At 61.0% G+C, this 18457-nt stretch carries 15 protein-coding genes; 12 read left to right on the top strand and 3 right to left on the bottom strand.

What is annotated here, in order from left to right; translation table 11 throughout:
- Window positions 1-32: 32 nt before the first annotated feature.
- Window positions 33-1364 carry an MFS transporter gene (locus tag ACJJVH_RS08605; RefSeq protein ID WP_412065088.1) on the bottom strand — a complete coding sequence of 444 codons (1332 nt, stop codon included), beginning with the start codon at window positions 1362-1364 and terminating at the stop codon, window positions 33-35.
- A gap of 256 nt (window positions 1365-1620) precedes the next feature.
- Here ACJJVH_RS08605 and aqpZ point away from each other — a divergent pair, with 256 nt between their 5' ends.
- The 9 genes from aqpZ (at window position 1621) to ligA (ending at window position 14044) form a co-directional block, all read left to right on the top strand.
- Window positions 1621-2307, top strand: coding sequence for an aquaporin Z (aqpZ, locus tag ACJJVH_RS08600; protein WP_112797977.1), 687 nt, complete (start codon window positions 1621-1623; stop codon window positions 2305-2307).
- Window positions 2308-2607: 300 nt separating this feature from the next.
- Window positions 2608-3534, top strand: coding sequence for a D-alanine--D-alanine ligase (locus ACJJVH_RS08595; protein WP_113356650.1), 927 nt, complete (start codon window positions 2608-2610; stop codon window positions 3532-3534).
- Window positions 3522-4454, top strand: coding sequence for a cell division protein FtsQ/DivIB (locus ACJJVH_RS08590; RefSeq protein ID WP_113371360.1), 933 nt, complete (start codon window positions 3522-3524; stop codon window positions 4452-4454). Before ACJJVH_RS08595 ends, ACJJVH_RS08590 begins: the two co-directional genes overlap by 13 nt.
- Window positions 4451-5782, top strand: a complete 1332-nt coding sequence (ftsA, locus tag ACJJVH_RS08585) for a cell division protein FtsA (RefSeq protein WP_112797972.1) — start codon at window positions 4451-4453, stop codon at window positions 5780-5782. The genes ACJJVH_RS08590 and ftsA overlap by 4 nt, the downstream gene beginning before the upstream one ends.
- A 103-nt stretch (window positions 5783-5885) precedes the next feature.
- Complete coding sequence (gene ftsZ, locus ACJJVH_RS08580) at window positions 5886-7634, top strand: cell division protein FtsZ (protein ID WP_112797970.1); 1749 nt, start codon at window positions 5886-5888, stop codon at window positions 7632-7634.
- A gap of 330 nt (window positions 7635-7964) precedes the next feature.
- Window positions 7965-8921, top strand: coding sequence for a UDP-3-O-acyl-N-acetylglucosamine deacetylase (lpxC, locus tag ACJJVH_RS08575; RefSeq protein WP_112797968.1), 957 nt, complete (start codon window positions 7965-7967; stop codon window positions 8919-8921).
- A gap of 295 nt (window positions 8922-9216) precedes the next feature.
- Complete coding sequence (locus tag ACJJVH_RS08570; protein WP_412065087.1) at window positions 9217-10086, top strand: outer membrane protein assembly factor BamD; 870 nt, start codon at window positions 9217-9219, stop codon at window positions 10084-10086.
- A 12-nt stretch (window positions 10087-10098) separates the two neighbouring features.
- Window positions 10099-11772, top strand: coding sequence for a DNA repair protein RecN (recN, locus tag ACJJVH_RS08565; protein WP_113356653.1), 1674 nt, complete (start codon window positions 10099-10101; stop codon window positions 11770-11772).
- A 121-nt stretch (window positions 11773-11893) separates the two neighbouring features.
- Complete coding sequence (gene ligA, locus ACJJVH_RS08560) at window positions 11894-14044, top strand: NAD-dependent DNA ligase LigA (protein WP_112797962.1); 2151 nt, start codon at window positions 11894-11896, stop codon at window positions 14042-14044.
- A gap of 42 nt (window positions 14045-14086) precedes the next feature.
- Here the strand turns inward: ligA and ACJJVH_RS08555 are convergent, their stop codons facing one another.
- Window positions 14087-14623 (bottom strand): GNAT family N-acetyltransferase, encoded by a 537-nt coding sequence (locus ACJJVH_RS08555; RefSeq protein WP_412065086.1) that lies wholly within the window; start codon window positions 14621-14623, stop codon window positions 14087-14089.
- Between the two features lie 391 nt (window positions 14624-15014).
- On the opposite strand from ACJJVH_RS08555, the gene ACJJVH_RS08550 reads away from it, so the two are divergent.
- Window positions 15015-15509, top strand: a complete 495-nt coding sequence (locus ACJJVH_RS08550) for a CreA family protein (protein ID WP_112797956.1) — start codon at window positions 15015-15017, stop codon at window positions 15507-15509.
- 267 nt (window positions 15510-15776) lie between these two features.
- Here ACJJVH_RS08550 and ACJJVH_RS08545 read toward each other — a convergent pair whose 3' ends face one another.
- A complete protein-coding gene (locus ACJJVH_RS08545) occupies window positions 15777-16241 on the bottom strand; it encodes a chemotaxis protein CheW (RefSeq protein ID WP_047633896.1) in 465 nt (154 codons plus the stop codon).
- Between the two features lie 445 nt (window positions 16242-16686).
- On the opposite strand from ACJJVH_RS08545, the gene ACJJVH_RS08540 reads away from it, so the two are divergent.
- Together ACJJVH_RS08540 and ACJJVH_RS08535 are read left to right on the top strand one after the other, a co-directional pair.
- Complete coding sequence (locus tag ACJJVH_RS08540; RefSeq protein ID WP_113356655.1) at window positions 16687-17289, top strand: SCO family protein; 603 nt, start codon at window positions 16687-16689, stop codon at window positions 17287-17289.
- Between the two features lie 7 nt (window positions 17290-17296).
- A complete protein-coding gene (locus tag ACJJVH_RS08535; RefSeq protein ID WP_412065085.1) occupies window positions 17297-18445 on the top strand; it encodes an FAD-dependent oxidoreductase in 1149 nt (382 codons plus the stop codon).
- Window positions 18446-18457: the final 12 nt, after the last annotated feature.

Raw genomic sequence — 18457 nt, 5'->3', positions numbered from 1 at the left:
CCCGGCCTTTTCAATTGGTTATGCCTGTTTTCTCAGACTTCGTCATTGCCCGAGAGCAGGATGCCGATCAGCGAGAGTATCGCTGCGGCGGCCAGGTAATAGCCGACATAGACGAGGCCGTAGGTCGTCGCGAGCCATGTGGCGATGTAGGGGGCCAGGGATGCGCCGACGATGCCGCCGAGATTGAAGGTCATCGAGGCGCCTGTATAGCGCACGGTCGTCGGGAAGGGGGCCGCCAATGCCGCACCGATCGGACCATAGGTGAAGCCCATCAGGGCCAGACCGATGATCGAGCAGGCGAAGGCACCGGCAAGGCCGGCCGTTAGCAGCGACGAATAGAACAGGCCGAAGATGAGGATGCCGATGGTCGTCAGGATCAGAACCAGCCGGCGCGAGTAGCGGTCCGACAGCAGGCCGGACAGTGGAATCATCAAGCCGAAGAACACGACGCCGACGAGTTGCACGACGAGGAACTGGCCCTGAGAATAGCCGAGGCCTGCCGGCAGCGGCCCGTTGCCCGGGGGCCGGGTGCCCCAGCTCAGCGTGAAGGCCGTCATCAGATAGAACAGCACGAAGGTCGCGACGGCTATGATGGTGCCGAGGACAAGGCTGCGGAAGTGCGAGCGGAAGATGACGGCGATCGGGACAGAAACCCGTTCTTCCTTCTCGATCGCGCGCTGAAACTCCGGAGTTTCCGTGATCTTCAGGCGGACATAGAGGCCGACGGCAACGAGCACGATGCTGATCAGGAAGGGAACGCGCCAGCCGTAGTTGAGGAAGGCCGCGTCATCCATGCTTTCGCGCAGGATCAGGAAAAGGCCGGCCGACAGGATGAAGCCGATGGGAGCGCCGAGCTGCGGGAACATGGCGTACCAGCTGCGCTTGCCTTCCGGGGCGTTTTCCGTGGCGAGCAGCACCGCGCCGCCCCACTCGCCGCCGAGGCCGAGACCCTGGCCGAGGCGGCAAAGCGCCAGCAGCACCGGTGCGAGGACGCCGATCGATTCATAGGTCGGCAGCATGCCGATGACGACCGTCGAGAGGCCCATGGTCATCAGAGCCGCGACGAGCGTCGCCTTGCGGCCGATTCGATCGCCGAAGTGACCGAAGATCATCGCCCCGATCGGGCGCGCGAAGAAGGCGATGGAAAAGGTAGCGAAGGACTGCAGGGTCGCAGAGGTCGGATCGCTTGCGGGGAAGAAGAGCTTCGGAAAGACGATAACCGCCGCCGTCGCATAAACATAGAAATCGAAAAACTCGATCGTTGTGCCGATGAGACTCGCGATCAGAACGCGTGCCGGGGAGTTCGCAACAGCGCTGTTCGATGACGAGGGGGGCGGCGATAAAGGAGATATCGCGTCAGTCATGATCCCACCATTTTAGAAGGTGCTAAGGTTTGCTTATTAGGTAAGGGGTGTCCTTAGCGTAATTTTTGTTCGACGCAAACGTCAAACGCGCAAGAAATCAGCGGTTGCGTGCTATTATTTAGCCGCAATTGTCGATTCGTGAGCAATTGGGCGATCGTTTGCCGTTGAGTGGGCGTACCTCCGGCGTGTCCTTCCCGGAATCTTTTTCATAGATGGCTGATTTTCGCTGCGGTTGAGGGCAAAGGAGAAGGGGTTAATGCAGAAAAAACTCATAGCTGAGTTTCTTGGGACATTCTGGCTCGTATTTGGCGGCTGCGGCAGCGCAATCTTTGCGGCGGCATTTCCGAGCCTGGGTATCGGTTTTCTAGGTGTTGCTTTTGCGTTCGGTCTGACAGTGCTGACCATGGCTTTTGCCGTGGGGGGCATTTCGGGAGGGCATTTCAATCCGGCCGTTTCGGTCGGCCTGACGGTGGCTGGCCGCTTTCCTGGCGGGCAGCTTGTTCCCTATATCGTCGCGCAGGTCATCGGCGCCATCGCCGCTGCCGCCGTGCTTTATCTGATTGCCAGCGGCAAGGCCGATTTCCAACTCGGCGGCTTTGCTGCGAACGGTTACGGGGAACATTCGCCGGGCGGCTATTCGATGGTCTCGGCATTGGTGGCCGAGATCGTGCTGACCTTGTTTTTCCTCGTCGTGATTCTCGGCTCGACGAGCAGCAAGGTGCCTGCCGGCTTCGCGCCGATCGCCATCGGCCTGGCGCTGACGCTCATCCACCTGATTTCGATCCCGATCACCAATACGTCGGTCAATCCCGCCCGTTCGACGGGGCAGGCCCTGTTCGTCGGCGGCTGGGCGCTGCAGCAGCTTTGGCTGTTCTGGGTCGCGCCGATCGTCGGCGGTGCATTGGGCGGGCTCGTCTGGAAACTGGTCGACGACAGCGAGTGATAGAGGCCTGATTTCAAGGCCTTCAGCCCCGCATCGATCCCTCGATGCGGGGCTCTTTGTTTAAAAAAATCTAAATGTAGCAATTTCAAAAGTAGCAACTCTCTGATTCCAATGGCAGAATTCTTTAAGCCGATTTGATTCGAACCATTCGACCATCGGCGGGGCGGCCGAAAGTTAACGAAAGTAAACGCTTCATTAACCTTAATGTCGTTCTAATCGGCCTATTGAAAAGCGGCGAGAATCGCGATCAGGCGAGGTCCCGCAAAAGCAGAGCAGAGACCGTGAAGTCGGGGGTAGTTAATGGGTGGCAAGCATGTGGCTGTCCTTCTGGGCGGATTTTCCTCGGAAAGGCCTGTCAGCCTTTCTTCGGGGAAGGCATGCGCCGATGCCCTCGAAGCCGAGGGCTTTCAGGTTACCCGCGTTGACGTGGGTCATGATGTCGCCAGCCGCCTGGCCGAATTGAAGCCGGACGTCGTCTTCAACGCGCTGCATGGTCCCTTCGGCGAGGATGGAACGATCCAGGGCATTCTGGAGTACCTGCAGATCCCCTACACGCATTCCGGCGTGCTTGCCTCGGCGCTTGCTATGGACAAGTCGCGCGCCAAGACGGTTGCTGCGGCGGCCGGTATTCCGGTCGCGGGCTCGATGGTCATGAACCGCTTCGATATCGTCGGCGAGCACCCCATGGAGCCGCCCTATGTCGTCAAGCCGGTGCGCGAGGGGTCCAGTTTCGGTGTCGTGATCGTCAAGGAAGATCAGGCGCATCCGCCGCAGATCGTGACGTCGGCGGAGTGGCGTTATGGCGACGAGGTGCTGGTCGAGCGTTATGTCTATGGGCGGGAGCTGACCTGCGGCGTCATGGGCGGCAAGGTCCTCGGTGTTACCGAGATCGTACCGCTCGGCCACAGCTTCTATGATTATGACGCCAAGTACGCCAAGGGTGGGTCAAAACATGTCTTGCCGGCGGAAATTTCACCGAATCTTTACCAAAAGATACAAATATTATCGTTAAGGGCGCATGAAGCTATCGGCTGCCGCGGCGTTAGTCGATCCGACTTTCGCTTCGACGATCGCTTTTCCGAAGAGGGCGAACTTGTCTGGCTGGAGGTCAATACCCAGCCCGGCATGACTCCTACCTCCCTGGTGCCTGAAATGGCCGCTCATGCCGGCTACTCTTTTGGTGAATTTCTCCGGTGGATGGTGGAGGACGCGTCTTGTTTGCGCTGACGCTCAAAAATATTAGGCGATCCCGCCATCGCGTCCCGCTTGCCATCGATGATGTCGAGGACGCCTTCGTTTTGCCGCGTCCGCTGCGCCGTGTCGTCCGTTTCCTGGTCAGCCTTGGTTCGGGTCGCGTCAATATTCCGTCTCACACGGGTACGGTTTCCGCTTTCGCACTGCTCGCTGCGACGGGTCTCTACGGCATGTCGGCCGGCGGTCACACGCAGGCCGTTGCCGAGGCAACCACCTCGGCTGCCGGTTTTGCCATCGAGGACGTGAAGGTCTCGGGCAATGACGAGACGTCGGAAATCGAGATCCTGCAGCTTCTCGGCCTCGATGGCACGACGTCGCTCGTTGCTCTCGATGCCGATGCGGCCCGGCAGAAGATCGCGAACCTGCCCTGGGTCGAAAGTGTGGAAGTTCGCAAGGTCTACCCCAAGGCTGTCGAGGTGAAGCTCAAGGAACGCAAGGCCTACGCCATCTGGCAGCACGGCTCCGAGCTTTCGCTGATCCAGAAGGACGGCAGTGTCATCGCTCCGCTGCGCGACAATAAATTCGCAAAGCTGCCGCTCTTCGTCGGCCGCGATGCGGAAGTCGCAGCCGCGTCAGTCGAGGGCGAGTTTGCCAAGTGGCCGGATGTCAGCAGCCATGTGAAGGCGTTCGTGCGCGTCGCCGGCCGCCGCTGGGATCTCTATCTCGACAACGGCGTGATCATCAAATTGCCGGAAGACAATATCGATGGTGCGCTCGCGCGGCTGACCAAGCTCGACAAGGATGAAAGCCTTCTGCAGCGCGATATCGCTGCGGTCGATCTTCGTCTCGATGATCGCACCGCGATTGAATTAACCCCGGATGCCGCGGTTCGCCGTCAGGCTGCCGTCGATGCGAGAAACAAGGCTTTGAAGAAAGCAGGGCAGGATACATGAGCTTATTCGGTTCGTCTCATTTCGGCCTGCCTCGGTTGAAACCGCTTTCTTCGAAGCGGTCGCATATCGTGTCGGTGCTCGACATCGGCTCGACCAAGGTCGTCTGCATGATCGGTCGTCTGACGCCGCGCGAGGAAAGTCAGGTTCTTCCCAACCGCACGCACAATATCGAGATCATCGGCATCGGCCATCAGCGCTCGCGCGGCATCAAGACCGGCGTCATCGCCGATCTCGACGCGCTGGAGGGTGTCGTCCGCCTTGCCGTCGACGCTGCGGAGCGCATGGCGGGTCTCACCGTCGACAGCCTGATCGTCAATGTTTCGGCCGGTCGTCTCGGCAGCGACATCTATACCGCCACCATCGATCTCGGCGGGCAGGAAGTCGAGGCCAACGATCTCAAGAAGGTTCTCGCCGCAGCCTGCCAGCAGTCGATCCGTCAGGAGCGCGCCGTGCTGCACTCGCTGGCGACCGGATATTCTCTCGACGGCGAACGCGGCATTCGCGATCCGCTGGCGATGTTCGGCGATGCGCTCGGCGTCGACATGCATGTGGTGACGGCGGAACGCGCGGCTCTGCGAAACCTCGAACTCTGCATCAATCGCGCCCATCTTTCGGTCGAGGGCATGGTGGCGACGCCTTATGCCAGCGGCCTTGCCGCTCTCGTCGACGACGAGGTCGAGCTTGGCTGCGCCGCGATCGATATGGGTGGCGGCACGACGACGATCTCGGTCTTTGCCGAGGGTAAGCTGGTGCATACCGATGCCGTCAGCCTTGGCGGTCATCACGTCACCACGGATCTTGCCCGCGGCCTTTCCACCCGCATCGAGGATGCGGAGCGGCTGAAGGTCGTCCACGCCTCGGCGCTGGCGAATTCTTCGGAAGAGCGCGAACTGATTTCCATCCCGCCGATCGGCGAGGACGAGCGTGACCAGCCGACGCAGGTGCCGAAGGCCCTGGTGTCGCGCATCGTCAAGGCTCGCATCGAGGAAACCCTCGAGCTCATTCGCGATCGCATCCAGCGTTCGGGCTTCAGCCCGATCGTCGGCAAGCGTGTCGTCCTCACCGGCGGCGCCAGCCAGCTGACCGGCCTGCCCGATGTGGCGCGCCGCGTTCTTGCCCGCAACGTTCGCATCGGCCGTCCGATGGGTGTGTCCGGCCTGCCGACGGCGGCCAAGGGGCCGGCCTTTTCGACGGCGGTCGGTCTGATGATTTATCCGCAGGTCGCGGACATGGAGACACATGCGCCGAGCAGCGGTCTGCTCTCGTCGCTTGGGGGTAACAACAGCCGGATTGGCCGTGTCGGCCAATGGCTGAAGGAAAGTTTTTGAGTGCCTGATCCCGGAAAGTCATTCCGGGGCAAGCGTCAGGCAAGTGAAATCGAGTGAATTGGCCGGCGTGGCGATGCGGCCATAAAGAGAAGGAACGGGTACAATGACTATCAAGCTGCATAAGCCAGATATCACCGAGCTTAAGCCGCGAATCACCGTCTTCGGTGTTGGCGGCGGCGGCGGCAATGCCGTCAACAACATGATCACGGCAGGCTTGCAGGGCGTCGATTTCGTCGTCGCCAACACGGATGCGCAGGCACTGACCATGACGAAGGCGGAGCGGATCATCCAGCTCGGCGTCAACGTCACGGAAGGTCTCGGTGCCGGTTCGCAGCCGGAAGTCGGCCGTGCAGCCGCCGAAGAGTGCATCGATGAAATCATCGATCACCTGAACGGCACGCATATGTGCTTCGTTACCGCCGGCATGGGTGGCGGCACGGGTACGGGTGCCGCGCCGGTCGTCGCACAGGCCGCCCGCAACAAGGGCATCCTGACCGTCGGCGTCGTCACCAAGCCGTTCCATTTCGAAGGCGGCCGCCGCATGCGTCTCGCCGAGCAGGGCATCCAGGAACTTCAGAAGTCGGTCGATACGCTGATCGTCATTCCGAACCAGAACCTCTTCCGCATCGCCAACGACAAGACGACTTTCGCCGACGCGTTCTCGATGGCCGACCAGGTTCTCTATTCGGGCGTTGCCTGCATCACCGACCTGATGGTGAAGGAAGGTCTCATCAACCTCGACTTCGCCGACGTCCGTTCGGTCATGCGCGAAATGGGCCGCGCCATGATGGGCACCGGCGAGGCTTCCGGCCAGGGCCGCGCGATGCAGGCTGCCGAAGCCGCCATTGCCAACCCGCTGCTCGATGAGACCTCGATGAAGGGCGCACAGGGCCTGCTGATCTCGATCACCGGCGGTCGCGATCTGACCCTGTTCGAAGTCGACGAAGCCGCAACGCGTATCCGCGAAGAAGTCGATCCGGACGCCAACATCATCCTCGGCGCCACTTTCGACGAATCGCTGGAAGGCATCATCCGCGTCTCCGTCGTCGCAACGGGCATCGACCGTGCGATGAACGAAGCATCCGACAGGGGCATGGAATTCCGCCCGGCTGCCAAGCCTGTTATGCGTCCCTCCGCGGCCGCCGCTCCGGCAGCGGCCGCAGCTCAGCCTGCCCACGTCGCGCAGGCCCATACCGCACAGGCTGCCGCTCCGGCTCCCCGTACCGTGGACCCGGTTGCCCAGACCATTCGTGCGGCAGAGGCCGATCTCGAGCGTGAGCTGGAAATCCAGATGAGCCGCCAGGCTCCCGTCCAGCAGCAGCCGGCCATGCAGCAAGCCGCAGCGCCGGAAGACAACTTCCGTCCGCAGAGCCGCATCTTCGCAGCCGCTCCGGAAGCCCAGCCGGTTCGTCAGGCTCCGGTTCAGCCGCAAGCGCAGCCTCAGCAGCAGGCGCCGGTCATGCATCAGCAGCCGATCATCCGGCAGGCTCCCGAGCAGGTCCGCATGCCGAAGGTCGAGGATTTCCCGCCGGTCGTTAAGGCCGAAATGGAACACCGCGCCCAGCCGGCCGTTGCTCAGGCTACCGAAGAACGGGGTCCGATGGGCCTGCTGAAGCGAATCACCAATTCGCTCGGCCGTCGCGAGGAAGACCCGGCGTTCGACGATATGATGGCTCCGACCAACGCACCGGCTCCGCAGCAGCGCCGTGCGCCGTCGCCGGAAGCAAGCCTCTACGCTCCGCGTCGCGGCAACCTCGACGATCACGGTCGCCAGGCTCCGCAGGCACGGATGACGAGCCACGAGGACGACCAGCTCGAGATTCCGGCCTTCCTGCGCCGCCAGTCGAACTGACCTGATGCGAAGCGGCCTTTTAATAGGTTGCTAACCATCCTGATGAAATCCGGGGCCGAAAGGCCCCGGATTTCCTTATTTTAGACCTGTTGTCGTATCTGAAATTATCCAACGAATTCAACTGACTGCTTTCGTAACAAAACGAAAGAAACAGTGATTTGGAATGCGATGCCCCGGCGCGTATGTAGATACCAAGCAAGCCTGCGGAATCACATTCGATCATGAATGTATGTGACGTGCGCGGCGTAGTTAACAGACTGAACCGGCGATGAAGGGCAGCGTCCGAAGATGACCGTCCGGCCAGGATCAGACAGACGAAGGCAGAATTACATGGCAATCGGATTGCTTGGTTTTCAGACCACCATTGCAAACCCCGTGACACTTTCGGGTATCGGCGTTCATTCCGGTGCCAACGTGTCGATCACTTTCTATCCGGCCGAAGCCGGCACCGGCGTCGTTTTCCAGCGTCTGCACGACAATGGCGACGTGACCGAGCTGCGCGCCGTTTCCTCTCAGGTCGGCAATACCGACCTCTGCACGGTTCTCGGTTTTTCTCCGGCGCGCTCGGTCGCGACAGTCGAGCACGTCATGGCTGCCATCTATGCGATCGGCCTCGATAACGTCGTTGTCGAAGTCACGGGTGCGGAAATGCCGATCATGGACGGCAGCTCCTATCCGTTCATCGAGGCGATCGAGCAGGCTGGCATCAAGTCGCTCGGCGTCAAGCGCCGCTATATCCGCGTCAACAAGCCGGTGCGGATCGAGGCTGGCGGTTCCTGGTGCGAATTCCGTCCCTATGACGGTACGCGCTTCGAAGTCGAGATCGATTTCGAATGCCCGCTGATCGGCCGCCAGAAGTGGGAAGGCGACCTGACCGCCGAGACCTTCAAGACCGAATTGTCGCGTGCCCGTACCTTCGGCTTCATGCGCGATGTCGAGCGCCTTTGGGCTTCGGGTCATGCGCTGGGGTCGTCGCTGGAAAACTCCGTCGTCATTTCCGACGACAACACGGTCATCAATGTCGAAGGCCTGCGTTACGCCAAGGATGAGTTCGTTCGTCACAAGACGCTGGACGCCGTCGGCGACCTGGCGCTGGCCGGCGCGCAATTCATCGGCTGTTACCGCTCTTATCGCGGCGGTCATCGCATGAATGCGAACGCTCTGAAGGCCTTGCTCAGCGATTCCACGGCTTATGACGTGGTTGAAACCTCGGCTCCGCGTCAGCGCGTTCACAGCCGCGATTTCGTCGCGGTCAACGCTCCCGAATTCGCTCCCTGGTCGGCGTGATCGTTCGGGGCTGAGATGAGAAAAGCCGCCGCTCCGATGAGGGGCGGCTCTTTTTTTGGCGGGCGACTCGCATGATTTGCTCTTGGGCCTTGCGAGCCGGCAAGGCAGGCAGACAGTGCGGATCTGGATGAGAATCCTCTGTCAAAACAGTGATTAAAGGCTGCCTATATGCGGCCTTTGCCACAAAAATGCGTTAATGCATCATCAATGCGTTGCCCTGATGGTGTTTTTGCGGCTAGAAACGCCAGCGAGAGAACGCCGTCTCCGCAACGACGGTTAGTGGGACAGTCATCCGATGGGTTATGCAAGGTCTGAACGCATGAATATCACAGCACGGGCTTTGCTCGTATCGCTCCTTCTGGCCGGTACCGGTGCGGTGGTGACAGGTTGCAATACGAAGAAGGACATCGACATCACCAAGCTCGGCGTCGATACGGATCCGCCGGAAATGCTCTACAACCAGGGTCTTGCCAATATCAAGGCAGGCAACATGACGGAGGCCGGGCGCAAGTTCGATGCCATCAACCAGCAGCAGCCATTCTCCGAATGGGCGCGCAAGGCAATGGTGATGAGCACTTTCGTCAAGTATCGCACCGGCCGATATGACGATGCCGTGCAGACGGGCAACAGCTACCTGAAGCAATATCCGGGCTCAGAGGATGCCGATTACGTTCAGTATCTCGTCGGCTCGTCCTTTGCCAAGCAGATCGTCGACGTGACGCAGGACCAGCGTGCGGCACAGCAGACGATCGAGGCGATGACCAAGCTCGTCAATACCTATCCGAAGTCGCAATATGTCAGCGACGCGCAGGAAAAAATCCGCTTTGCGCGCGACCAGCTGGCTGGCAAGGAAATGCAGATCGGTCGCTACTACCTGGAGCGCAAGGATTACCTCGCCGCCATCTCCCGCTTCCGCGTGGTGGTGGAACAGTATCCGACGACGAACCAGATCGAGGAAGCGCTGGCGCGCCTGGTCGAAGCTTACTATGCAATGGGTATCGTGCCCGAAGCCCAGACGGCAGCCGCCGTTCTCGGTCACAATTATCCGGACAGCCGCTGGTATAAGGATTCCTATCAGCTGCTGCAGAAGGGTGGCGTCGAGCCGAGCGAGAACTCGGGTTCCTGGATTTCCAGAGCGGGCAAGAAACTTCTTCTCGGGACGTGAGATTGAGCGCAGATGCTGATCCAGCTTTCGATCCGCGATATCGTTCTGATCGAGCGGCTGGATCTTGCCTTCGAATCCGGGCTCTCGGTGCTGACCGGCGAGACGGGCGCGGGCAAATCCATCCTGCTTGACAGCCTGTCGCTGGCCCTTGGCGGGCGTGGCGATGGCGGTCTCGTGCGCCATGGCGAGGATCGCGGCCAGGTCACTGCGGTTTTCGATGTCGGCATGCAGCATCCGGCCCGCAAGCTCCTGCGCGAAAACGGTCTCGACGACGATGGCGATCTGATTTTCCGCCGGGTCCAGTCCGCCGATGGCCGCACCAAGGCTTTCGTCAACGATCAGGCACTCAGCGTCCAGCTCATGCGCCAGATCGGGCAGCTTCTCGTCGAGATCCACGGCCAGCATGACGACCGCGCGCTCGTCGATACCGACGCGCATCGCACCTTGCTGGATGCTTTCGCCGGTCTTGCCGAAGACGCGCAGGAAGTCGGCAGGCTTCACAAGGTCTGGCGCGATATAGATCGCACGCTGAAGAAGCACAGGGACCAGGTGGAGAAGGCCGCGCGCGAAGCGGACTATCTTCGTGCATCCGTCGAGGAGCTGGAAAAGCTCTCGCCGCAGGACGGCGAAGAGGACGAGCTGGCCGAAAAACGCTCGCGGATGATGAAGGCCGAGCGCATCGCCGGCGATATCGCCGAAGCTTCGGAATTCCTCAACGGCAATGCATCGCCCGTGCCGCATATCGCATCGCTGGTGCGCAGGCTCGAGCGCAAGAGCCATGAGGCGCCGGGCCTGCTGGAAGACACCGTGGCGCTGCTCGATGCCGCTCTCGACCAGCTCTCCAACGCACAGATGGAAGTGGAGGCTGCGCTCCGTAAAACGGAATACGATCCGCGCGAACTGGAGCGGGTCGAAGAGCGCCTGTTCGCGCTGCGGGCAGCCTCGCGAAAATACTCGGTGCCGGTCACTGAACTGCCGGCATTGGCGGAGCGCATGGTTGCCGATCTTGCCGATGTCGATGCCGGTGAAGAGAGGCTGGTGCGGCTGGACGCCGAGCTCGCCGCGGCCAAGGCGGATTATGATGCTGCCGCGCGCAGCCTGTCGCAGAAGCGCCACCATGCCGGAGAGGCGCTTGCCGGGGCCGTCATGGCGGAGCTGCCGGCGCTGAAGCTCGAGCGGGCGCGCTTCATGGTGGAGATCACCAGCGATCCGGAGGCCGGGACGGCCGACGGCATCGATATCGTCGAATTCCATGTGCAGACCAACCCCGGCACCCGTCCCGGGCCGATCACCAAGGTCGCGTCCGGGGGGGAACTATCGCGCTTCCTGCTGGCGCTGAAGGTAGCGCTTGCCGACCGCGGCTCGGCACCGACCCTCGTCTTCGACGAAATCGATACCGGCGTCGGCGGTGCGGTCGCGGATGCGATCGGCCAGCGGCTGAAGCGCCTCTCCGACCGCGTACAGGTGCTTTCCGTCACGCATGCGCCGCAGGTCGCCGCACGCGCTGCCACGCATCTGCTGATTTCCAAGGGACCGGTTGCGGATGGCTCGGAAAAGATTTCCACGCGGGTCGCGACCATGGAGCCGAAGGACCGCACCGAGGAAATCGCCCGCATGCTCGCAGGCGCTTCGGTCACGGAAGAGGCGAGGGCGGCGGCCAAGCGTTTGCTGGCCGGAAACGGCTGACCTCAGGGCTCTTGGCATCGCCCGGTTTTCCCTTTGTTTTTACACATGCCATTTTGAAAACCGCTTCCCACTTTTCCGGGAAGTACTCTAAAACATCTCCGAAATCGGGGAGTGTAGATTCATGAGCACCGAACAGAAACCCGTCGAGGACTTGACCGAAGAGGAAGCGGCGGCAGCGCTTGCCTATCTGGCCGCGGAGATCGCGCGCAACGATGCGCTTTATCACAGCAAGGATGCGCCGGAGATTTCGGATGCGGATTACGATGCGCTGAAGCGGCGCAACGATGCCATCGAAGCGCGGTTTCCCGCATTGATTCGCGCCGACAGCCCGTCGCGCCGGGTCGGGGCCGCTCCGTCGGAGACCTTTGCGCCAGTCGTGCATGCAAGGCCGATGCTGTCGCTCGACAACACGTTCTCGCAGGAGGACGTGGAGGATTTCGTCGCCGGTGTTTATCGCTTCCTTGGACGTCTTCCCGACAACTCGATTGCCTTCACCGCCGAGCCGAAGATCGATGGGCTTTCGATGTCCATCCGTTACGAGAATGGCCGCATGGTGAATGCCGCGACGCGCGGCGACGGTACGACCGGCGAAAACGTTACCGCCAATATCAGAACCATCAAGGAAATCCCCCAGACCCTGCCTGCGGGGGCGCCTGCGGTGGTCGAGGTGCGCGGCGAGGTCTATATGGCCAAGAGCGACTTCCTGGCGCTCAATGCGCAGATGGAGGCTGAAGGAAAGCAGACTTACGTCAACCCGCGCAACACGGCCGCAGGCTCGCTGCGCCAGCTCGATGCGAAGGTGACGGCCAGCCGCAAGCTGAAATTCTTCGCCTATGCCTGGGGCGAGATGTCGGACATGCCGGCTGACACGCAATACGGCATGGTGCAGGTCTTCAAATCCTGGGGGTTCCCGGTCAATCCGCTCATGGAACGGCTGAATTCGGTGGCCGACATCCTCGGCCACTACGAGGAAATCGGCCTGCGGCGGCCCGACCTCGACTATGATATCGACGGCGTCGTCTACAAGGTCGACAGCTTGGAACTCCAGGCTCGCCTCGGCTTTCGTTCGCGCTCGCCGCGTTGGGCGACGGCACATAAATTCCCGGCCGAACAGGCATTCACACGTCTGGTCGATATCGACATCCAGGTCGGCCGCACGGGGGCGCTGACGCCGGTCGCGCGACTGGAGCCGATCACCGTCGGCGGCGTCGTCGTGACCAATGCGACGCTGCACAATGCCGATTACATCAAGGGCATCGGCAACAAGGGCGAGTCCATCCGCGACGGCCGCGACATCCGCGTCGGCGATATGGTGATCGTGCAGCGGGCAGGCGATGTCATTCCGCAGATCGTCGATGTCGTACTGGAGAAGCGCGACGCGTCCAGCGTGCCTTACGAATTCCCGAAAGTCTGCCCTGTCTGCGGTAGCCATGCGGTGCGCGACATCAACGAGAAGACCGGCAAGGTCGATGCCGTCACCCGCTGTACCGGCGGCTTTATCTGCCGCGCGCAGGCGACCGAGCATCTCAAGCATTTCGTCTCGCGAAACGCCTACGATATCGAGGGGCTGGGCTCGAAGCAGATCGACTTTTTCTTCGAAAGCGAAGACCCCGCACTGCAGGTGCGGACCGCGCCCGACATCTTCACGCTGGAGCGGCGACAGCAGGCTTCGCTGACGAAGCTGGAAAATATCGACGGGTTCGGCAAGGTCAGCGTCGGAAAGCTCTATGCCGCAATCAACGAGCGGCGGCGGATCGCCCTGCATCGCTTCATCTTCGCGCTCGGCATCCGCCATGTGGGCGAAACGACGGCCAAGCTGCTTGCCCGCTCCTACGGCACTTACGAAGCCTTCGAGGCCGCGATGAAGGAAGCGGCTCCGCTTGCGGGCGATGCCTGGAACGACCTCAATAATATCGAGGGCATCGGCGAGGTCGTGGCGCGCGCCATCGTCGAATTCTACAAGGAGCCTCGCAATACGCAGGTCATCGCAAAGCTGCTGGAAGAGGTTCAGCCGCAGGAGGCCGAGCAGCCGGTGACGTCCGGCAGCCCGGTTGCCGGCAAGACGGTCGTCTTCACGGGCTCACTGGAAAAGTTTACCCGCGACGAGGCCAAGGCGAAGGCGGAGAGCCTGGGTGCCAAGGTATCCGGCTCGGTTTCGAAGAAAACCGATATCGTCGTCGCAGGGCCTGGCGCAGGCTCGAAGCTGGACAAGGCTCGGGAATTCAACGTCCAGGTCATGACCGAGGACGAGTGGCTGGACCTGATCGGCTGATAATGGATGGCGGCGGGCTGACGATCCGCCGCCAGTATCGTTTCAGAATGTCAGGCGCGCCATCGTGAATGCATCCACATAGTCGCCGTTGCGGAATGCAAAGGCGCGCAGCCGTCCTTCGGTTTCGAACCCGAATTTCTCGTAGAGCCTGATCGCCGGCGCGTTATCGACATAGACGGTGAGTTCCAGGCGCTTGATCGCCAGCCAGTTGTCGGCGGTGTCGATGAGCGCAGCAAGAAGCGCGGAGCCGATGCCGCAGCCCGTGAAATCGTCGTGCACGCCCATGCCGATGTTGGCACTGTGAATCTTCCGTCCCGCAAGGCGTTGCATGCCGGCATTGCCGACGATCTGACCGTCAAGCGCGGCGACGAGCCTGACGGCAGCGGGATCATGCTTGTCCAGCCATTGCCGCGTTTCCTCGACGCTTTGAAAGGGCAGGCGCAAGGTGCCGGCGCGAAAGCCGGGGAGATTGGCGATCGCCGCGATGGCTTCGGCATCGGACAGGCGCGCCGCACGAATCTCGATGGGACCTGCTGCGCCTGATCGTCGCCTGACGGGTTCTTGCTCTTCGAAGGACATGGACTCTCCTTGGATATCGATGAGGAGAGCAAGGAGGCTTCAACCCTGCTCGCCTCGGCAGGGTTGAGATGGATCGCGGTTAACTCAATGCAACACGCCGTCCACTCGCCCCGCAAAGGGTGAGATGGTGTGAAGCTGCATCGTGATGGTGCGGTTCGCGATCATGCGCGGATGATCCGATGGGGCGTGAGCGTTGTCAATCGCTTCTGCCGGATTTTCGGGAGTGCTGCTCGGCCTTGAAGCAAAGTGACGGCGCCGCTCATCGCTGTTTTCCCCATTCAAGAGCTTGTCTGCACACTATGGGAAGCCAGCCTATCTTGCATCGCTCATCGGCCATCTTACCTTAGCGATGCCGCTTTCGCTCCCTGCGGCTATTGTTGGAGGATGATCGATGGGTTCACCCAAAATTTTTGCCGCCATTGCAGCGTCTTTTCTGGCCCTTGCACCCGTTACCGCTTCCGCCGAAATTGTCGGCAAGGTCGGCGTGGACTGGACGGGCAACGATATTCTGGTCGATGCCGTGCCGGACCCGGAAGTCTCGGGCGTAACATGCCATGTAACCTATTTCGATCGCAGCGTTATCGACCGGTTGCGCAAGGGCAACTGGTTCGAAGATCCTTCCAACAATTCGATCGATTGCCGCCAGACCGGCCCGATCGAGATCGGCGATATCAGCCTGTCGCAGAGTGGCGAGGAGGTGTTTCGCGCCGGATTGTCGCTCATCTGGAAGAAGCTGGTCGTCACCAGAATCTACGACAAGAAGAACGACACGCTGGTTTACCTCATCCATTCGCGCCAGTTGACGAACGGTTCCGCCAAAATGGCCATTTCGACCATCCCCCTGTTCGGCCAGCAGGTCACATGGAAGAGCGGCAAGCCGAAGTAGTGGTATTGTGGTGCCTCATATATGCCAGGTAGAAGAATAATACCAAAAAAAGTCTTACTCTTGGGTTGTCGAATTCCTTCTGGTTGCTTCCGGTTTGCATCTTTTTGATGCAATTTTGGAGACGAACAGCGAGGCGACTCTCGCCCCTGTTCACGGCCTGCAAACCGGCACTATGGCTACACCCCTGCCAAGGCCGGTCATATAAAAAACGATCGCCCTGGAGCCGAGCTCCGGGGCGATCTTCTTTTATGCGCCAACCTGTTGAAATCAGGCGGCTTGTGCCAGCTGATCCGCAATGACTGTATCGAGGTTGAGAAAGCAGACCATGGTCTTTTCCAGCGCCACGATGCCACGGCAGAAGGCGCGCTGCGCTTCCGGGATGATTTCCGGTGCAGGCTGCAGATCCTCGCTCTTGATGGACATCATATCCGATACCTGCTCGACCAGGAGCCCGACGAGCTTTCCGGCGATATCCGTGACGATGATCGCGGAACGCTCGGAAGGCTCCGTCATCTTCATGCCGAGGCGGCAGGCCATGTCGATGACCGGGATCACCGCGCCGCGCAGGTTGATGAGGCCAAGCACGTAAGGCGGCGTATGCGGCATCGGCGTTACCGGCGCCCAGCCGCGGATCTCGCGGATGGCCATGATGTCGATGCAGAATTCCTGATCGCCAAGGTGGAAGGAGACGATTTCCAGATAGGCGCCCGATTGCTTGATGGCGTTCGTCATGTTCGAGGATTTCCCGGTTGGCATCGCCGGCAAGCGACGCTCTCGATTGAAAAAAGTGATCGGCTGGAGCGGCTTGGGGCAGCGCAGCGTTCGGTGCTTCGGCGCAAGGCGCCTGGCTTTCCGGCGGGCGTCATGCCCTTCTGGAGTAAAGAGGTTTGCCGCGTTTTCAGGCGGCGGGCGAAGTCGAGCTCGACTTTTGCAGGAATGTTCGCCCGGACTGGTTAGGATTGGTTTAACATCCATGCAGATTTGTTGTTCGAGCCGGGAAGAGTGTGAAACCTTGCGATCGGGCAATGAGAGATCCCGGATGGCGGGCTGCGACGTTTTCGGCCTTCTCTGAACATCTTCTTGAATTGCGTCCTCCGCGCCGAGTCGTTACATCGGCTAGGAGGTCGAGCGTGCCGCCTTGCAGGCGCGGTCGCCGGATTGGCGAGGAATGGCGGTCATGAAAAGCGTGCGAATTGTGGTTTGGGTGGCGGTGCTGATCGTGGCCGGTATATTGGGCTGGCTGAGCTTTGGCGGCGGCAAGGCGCCTGATGTGGCGGCATCCGGCCCTTATGGCGTGCCCTTCACGCTCGTTTCGCAAAGCGGTCAGCCAATCAGCGAGCAAGCCTTGCGCGGCAAGCCTTCGGCCGTTTTCTTCGGCTATACGCATTGCCCGGATGTCTGCCCGACGACACTGTTCGAACTGAACGGCTGGCTGCAGAAAGTCGATCCCGACGGCAGCAAGCTCAATGCCTATTTCGTGACTGTCGATCCCGATCGCGATACGCCTGCCATCATGGACCAGTATGTGTCCAACGTCTCCAAACGCATCACAGGCATCTCCGGCGATCCAGCCAAGGTCATGGACATGGTCAAAGGGTTCCGCGTCTATGCCAAGAAGGTGCCGGTGGACGAAAAGCAGCCGAACGGCGACTATACGATGGATCATACCGCTTCCGTTTTCCTGCTGGACTCGGCGGGCCGCTTTGCCGGAACCATCGCCTATGAAGAAGATCCTGACGTGGCGGTGAAGAAGCTGGAGAACCTGATCAAGAAGGGATAGGGCCTGCATGGCCGAAAGGATCGACGGAGAGGGAAGGTCCAGATCCATATTGATCGCTGGAGCGGGGCCGGTGGGTCTCACTGCGGCCCTTGAGCTTGCCCGGCGTGGTTTCGCGCCGCGCATCGTCGACGCTGGCGCCGGCCCGATCCCTTTGGAGGAGAGCAGGGCGCTTGGCGTCAATGCCCGTACGCTGACGCTGCTCTCTCCGTCGGGCGTTGCAGGGCGCATTGTCGCCGCCGCGCAGCCGATCGAGCGTTTTCGCGCTCGCTCGGGCGAGAGGATACTCGTTCAGCTGGATACCCGAAACGTAAAAGGCCGCTTCAGCGCCATTCGGGCCTTGTCGCAGGGCGCCACCGAACGGCTGCTGATAGAGGCGCTTGCGGCTCACGGCATCGCGCCCGAATGGCGGACTGCGGTCGTAGCGGAAACCATAGCCGACGTTCACAAGCCGGAGGTCGTGCTGCGGCGCGGGGACGGCACCATGGAAACGGTTCTGCCCGATATATTGATCGGCGCGGATGGCGCGCATTCGGTCGTTCGCAAGGCGCTCGGCGCCGGCTTCCCCGGCGAGGCGCTGGAGGCTTTCTTCTATCTCGCCGATTTTCGTTATTCCGGCCCGGTCGATACGCATTATGGCGAAGTCTCGATCTTCGATCCCGGCCTGATTGCGCGCCTGCCGGTATCGGCCGACACCATCCGCTATATTTCGACGCTGGAGGATTTCGAAAGCCGTATCGTTCATCCGGCCGCCGTTGCGGAAAAGACCTGGGCCTCGCAGTTCCGCATTCACTTCCGTCATGTCGAGCCTATCGCCAGGGGCAATGTTTTCCTGGCCGGCGACGCCGCGCATATTCATTCGCCGGCCGGCGCGCGCGGCATGAATCTCGGTATCGAAGATGCCTGCTGGCTCGCCTGGCTCATTGCGGAAGGCCGCGAACAAGAGTATTCGGGCCTCAGAATTCCTGCCGTGAAACAGGTATTGAAGCAGACCTACGGACTGACGCGGCTGGTGACGATGAGAAATCCGCTGGCGATTGCAGCACGCAATCTCTTTGCGCCGCTGCTCCTGCGCTTCGGCCCGGCGCGTCGGACATTGCTTCGGAGTGTAGCCGGCTACGACACGCCAAGGCCGCCTTGGATCGACTGGGCCGAATAGGAACGAGAAAGA

Source organism: Rhizobium sp. SYY.PMSO, assembly GCF_046840415.1.
GTDB lineage: Bacteria > Pseudomonadota > Alphaproteobacteria > Rhizobiales > Rhizobiaceae > Rhizobium.
The sequence above is the reverse complement of the archived record's forward strand: the minus strand, read 5'-3'. Positions and strand labels throughout refer to the sequence as shown.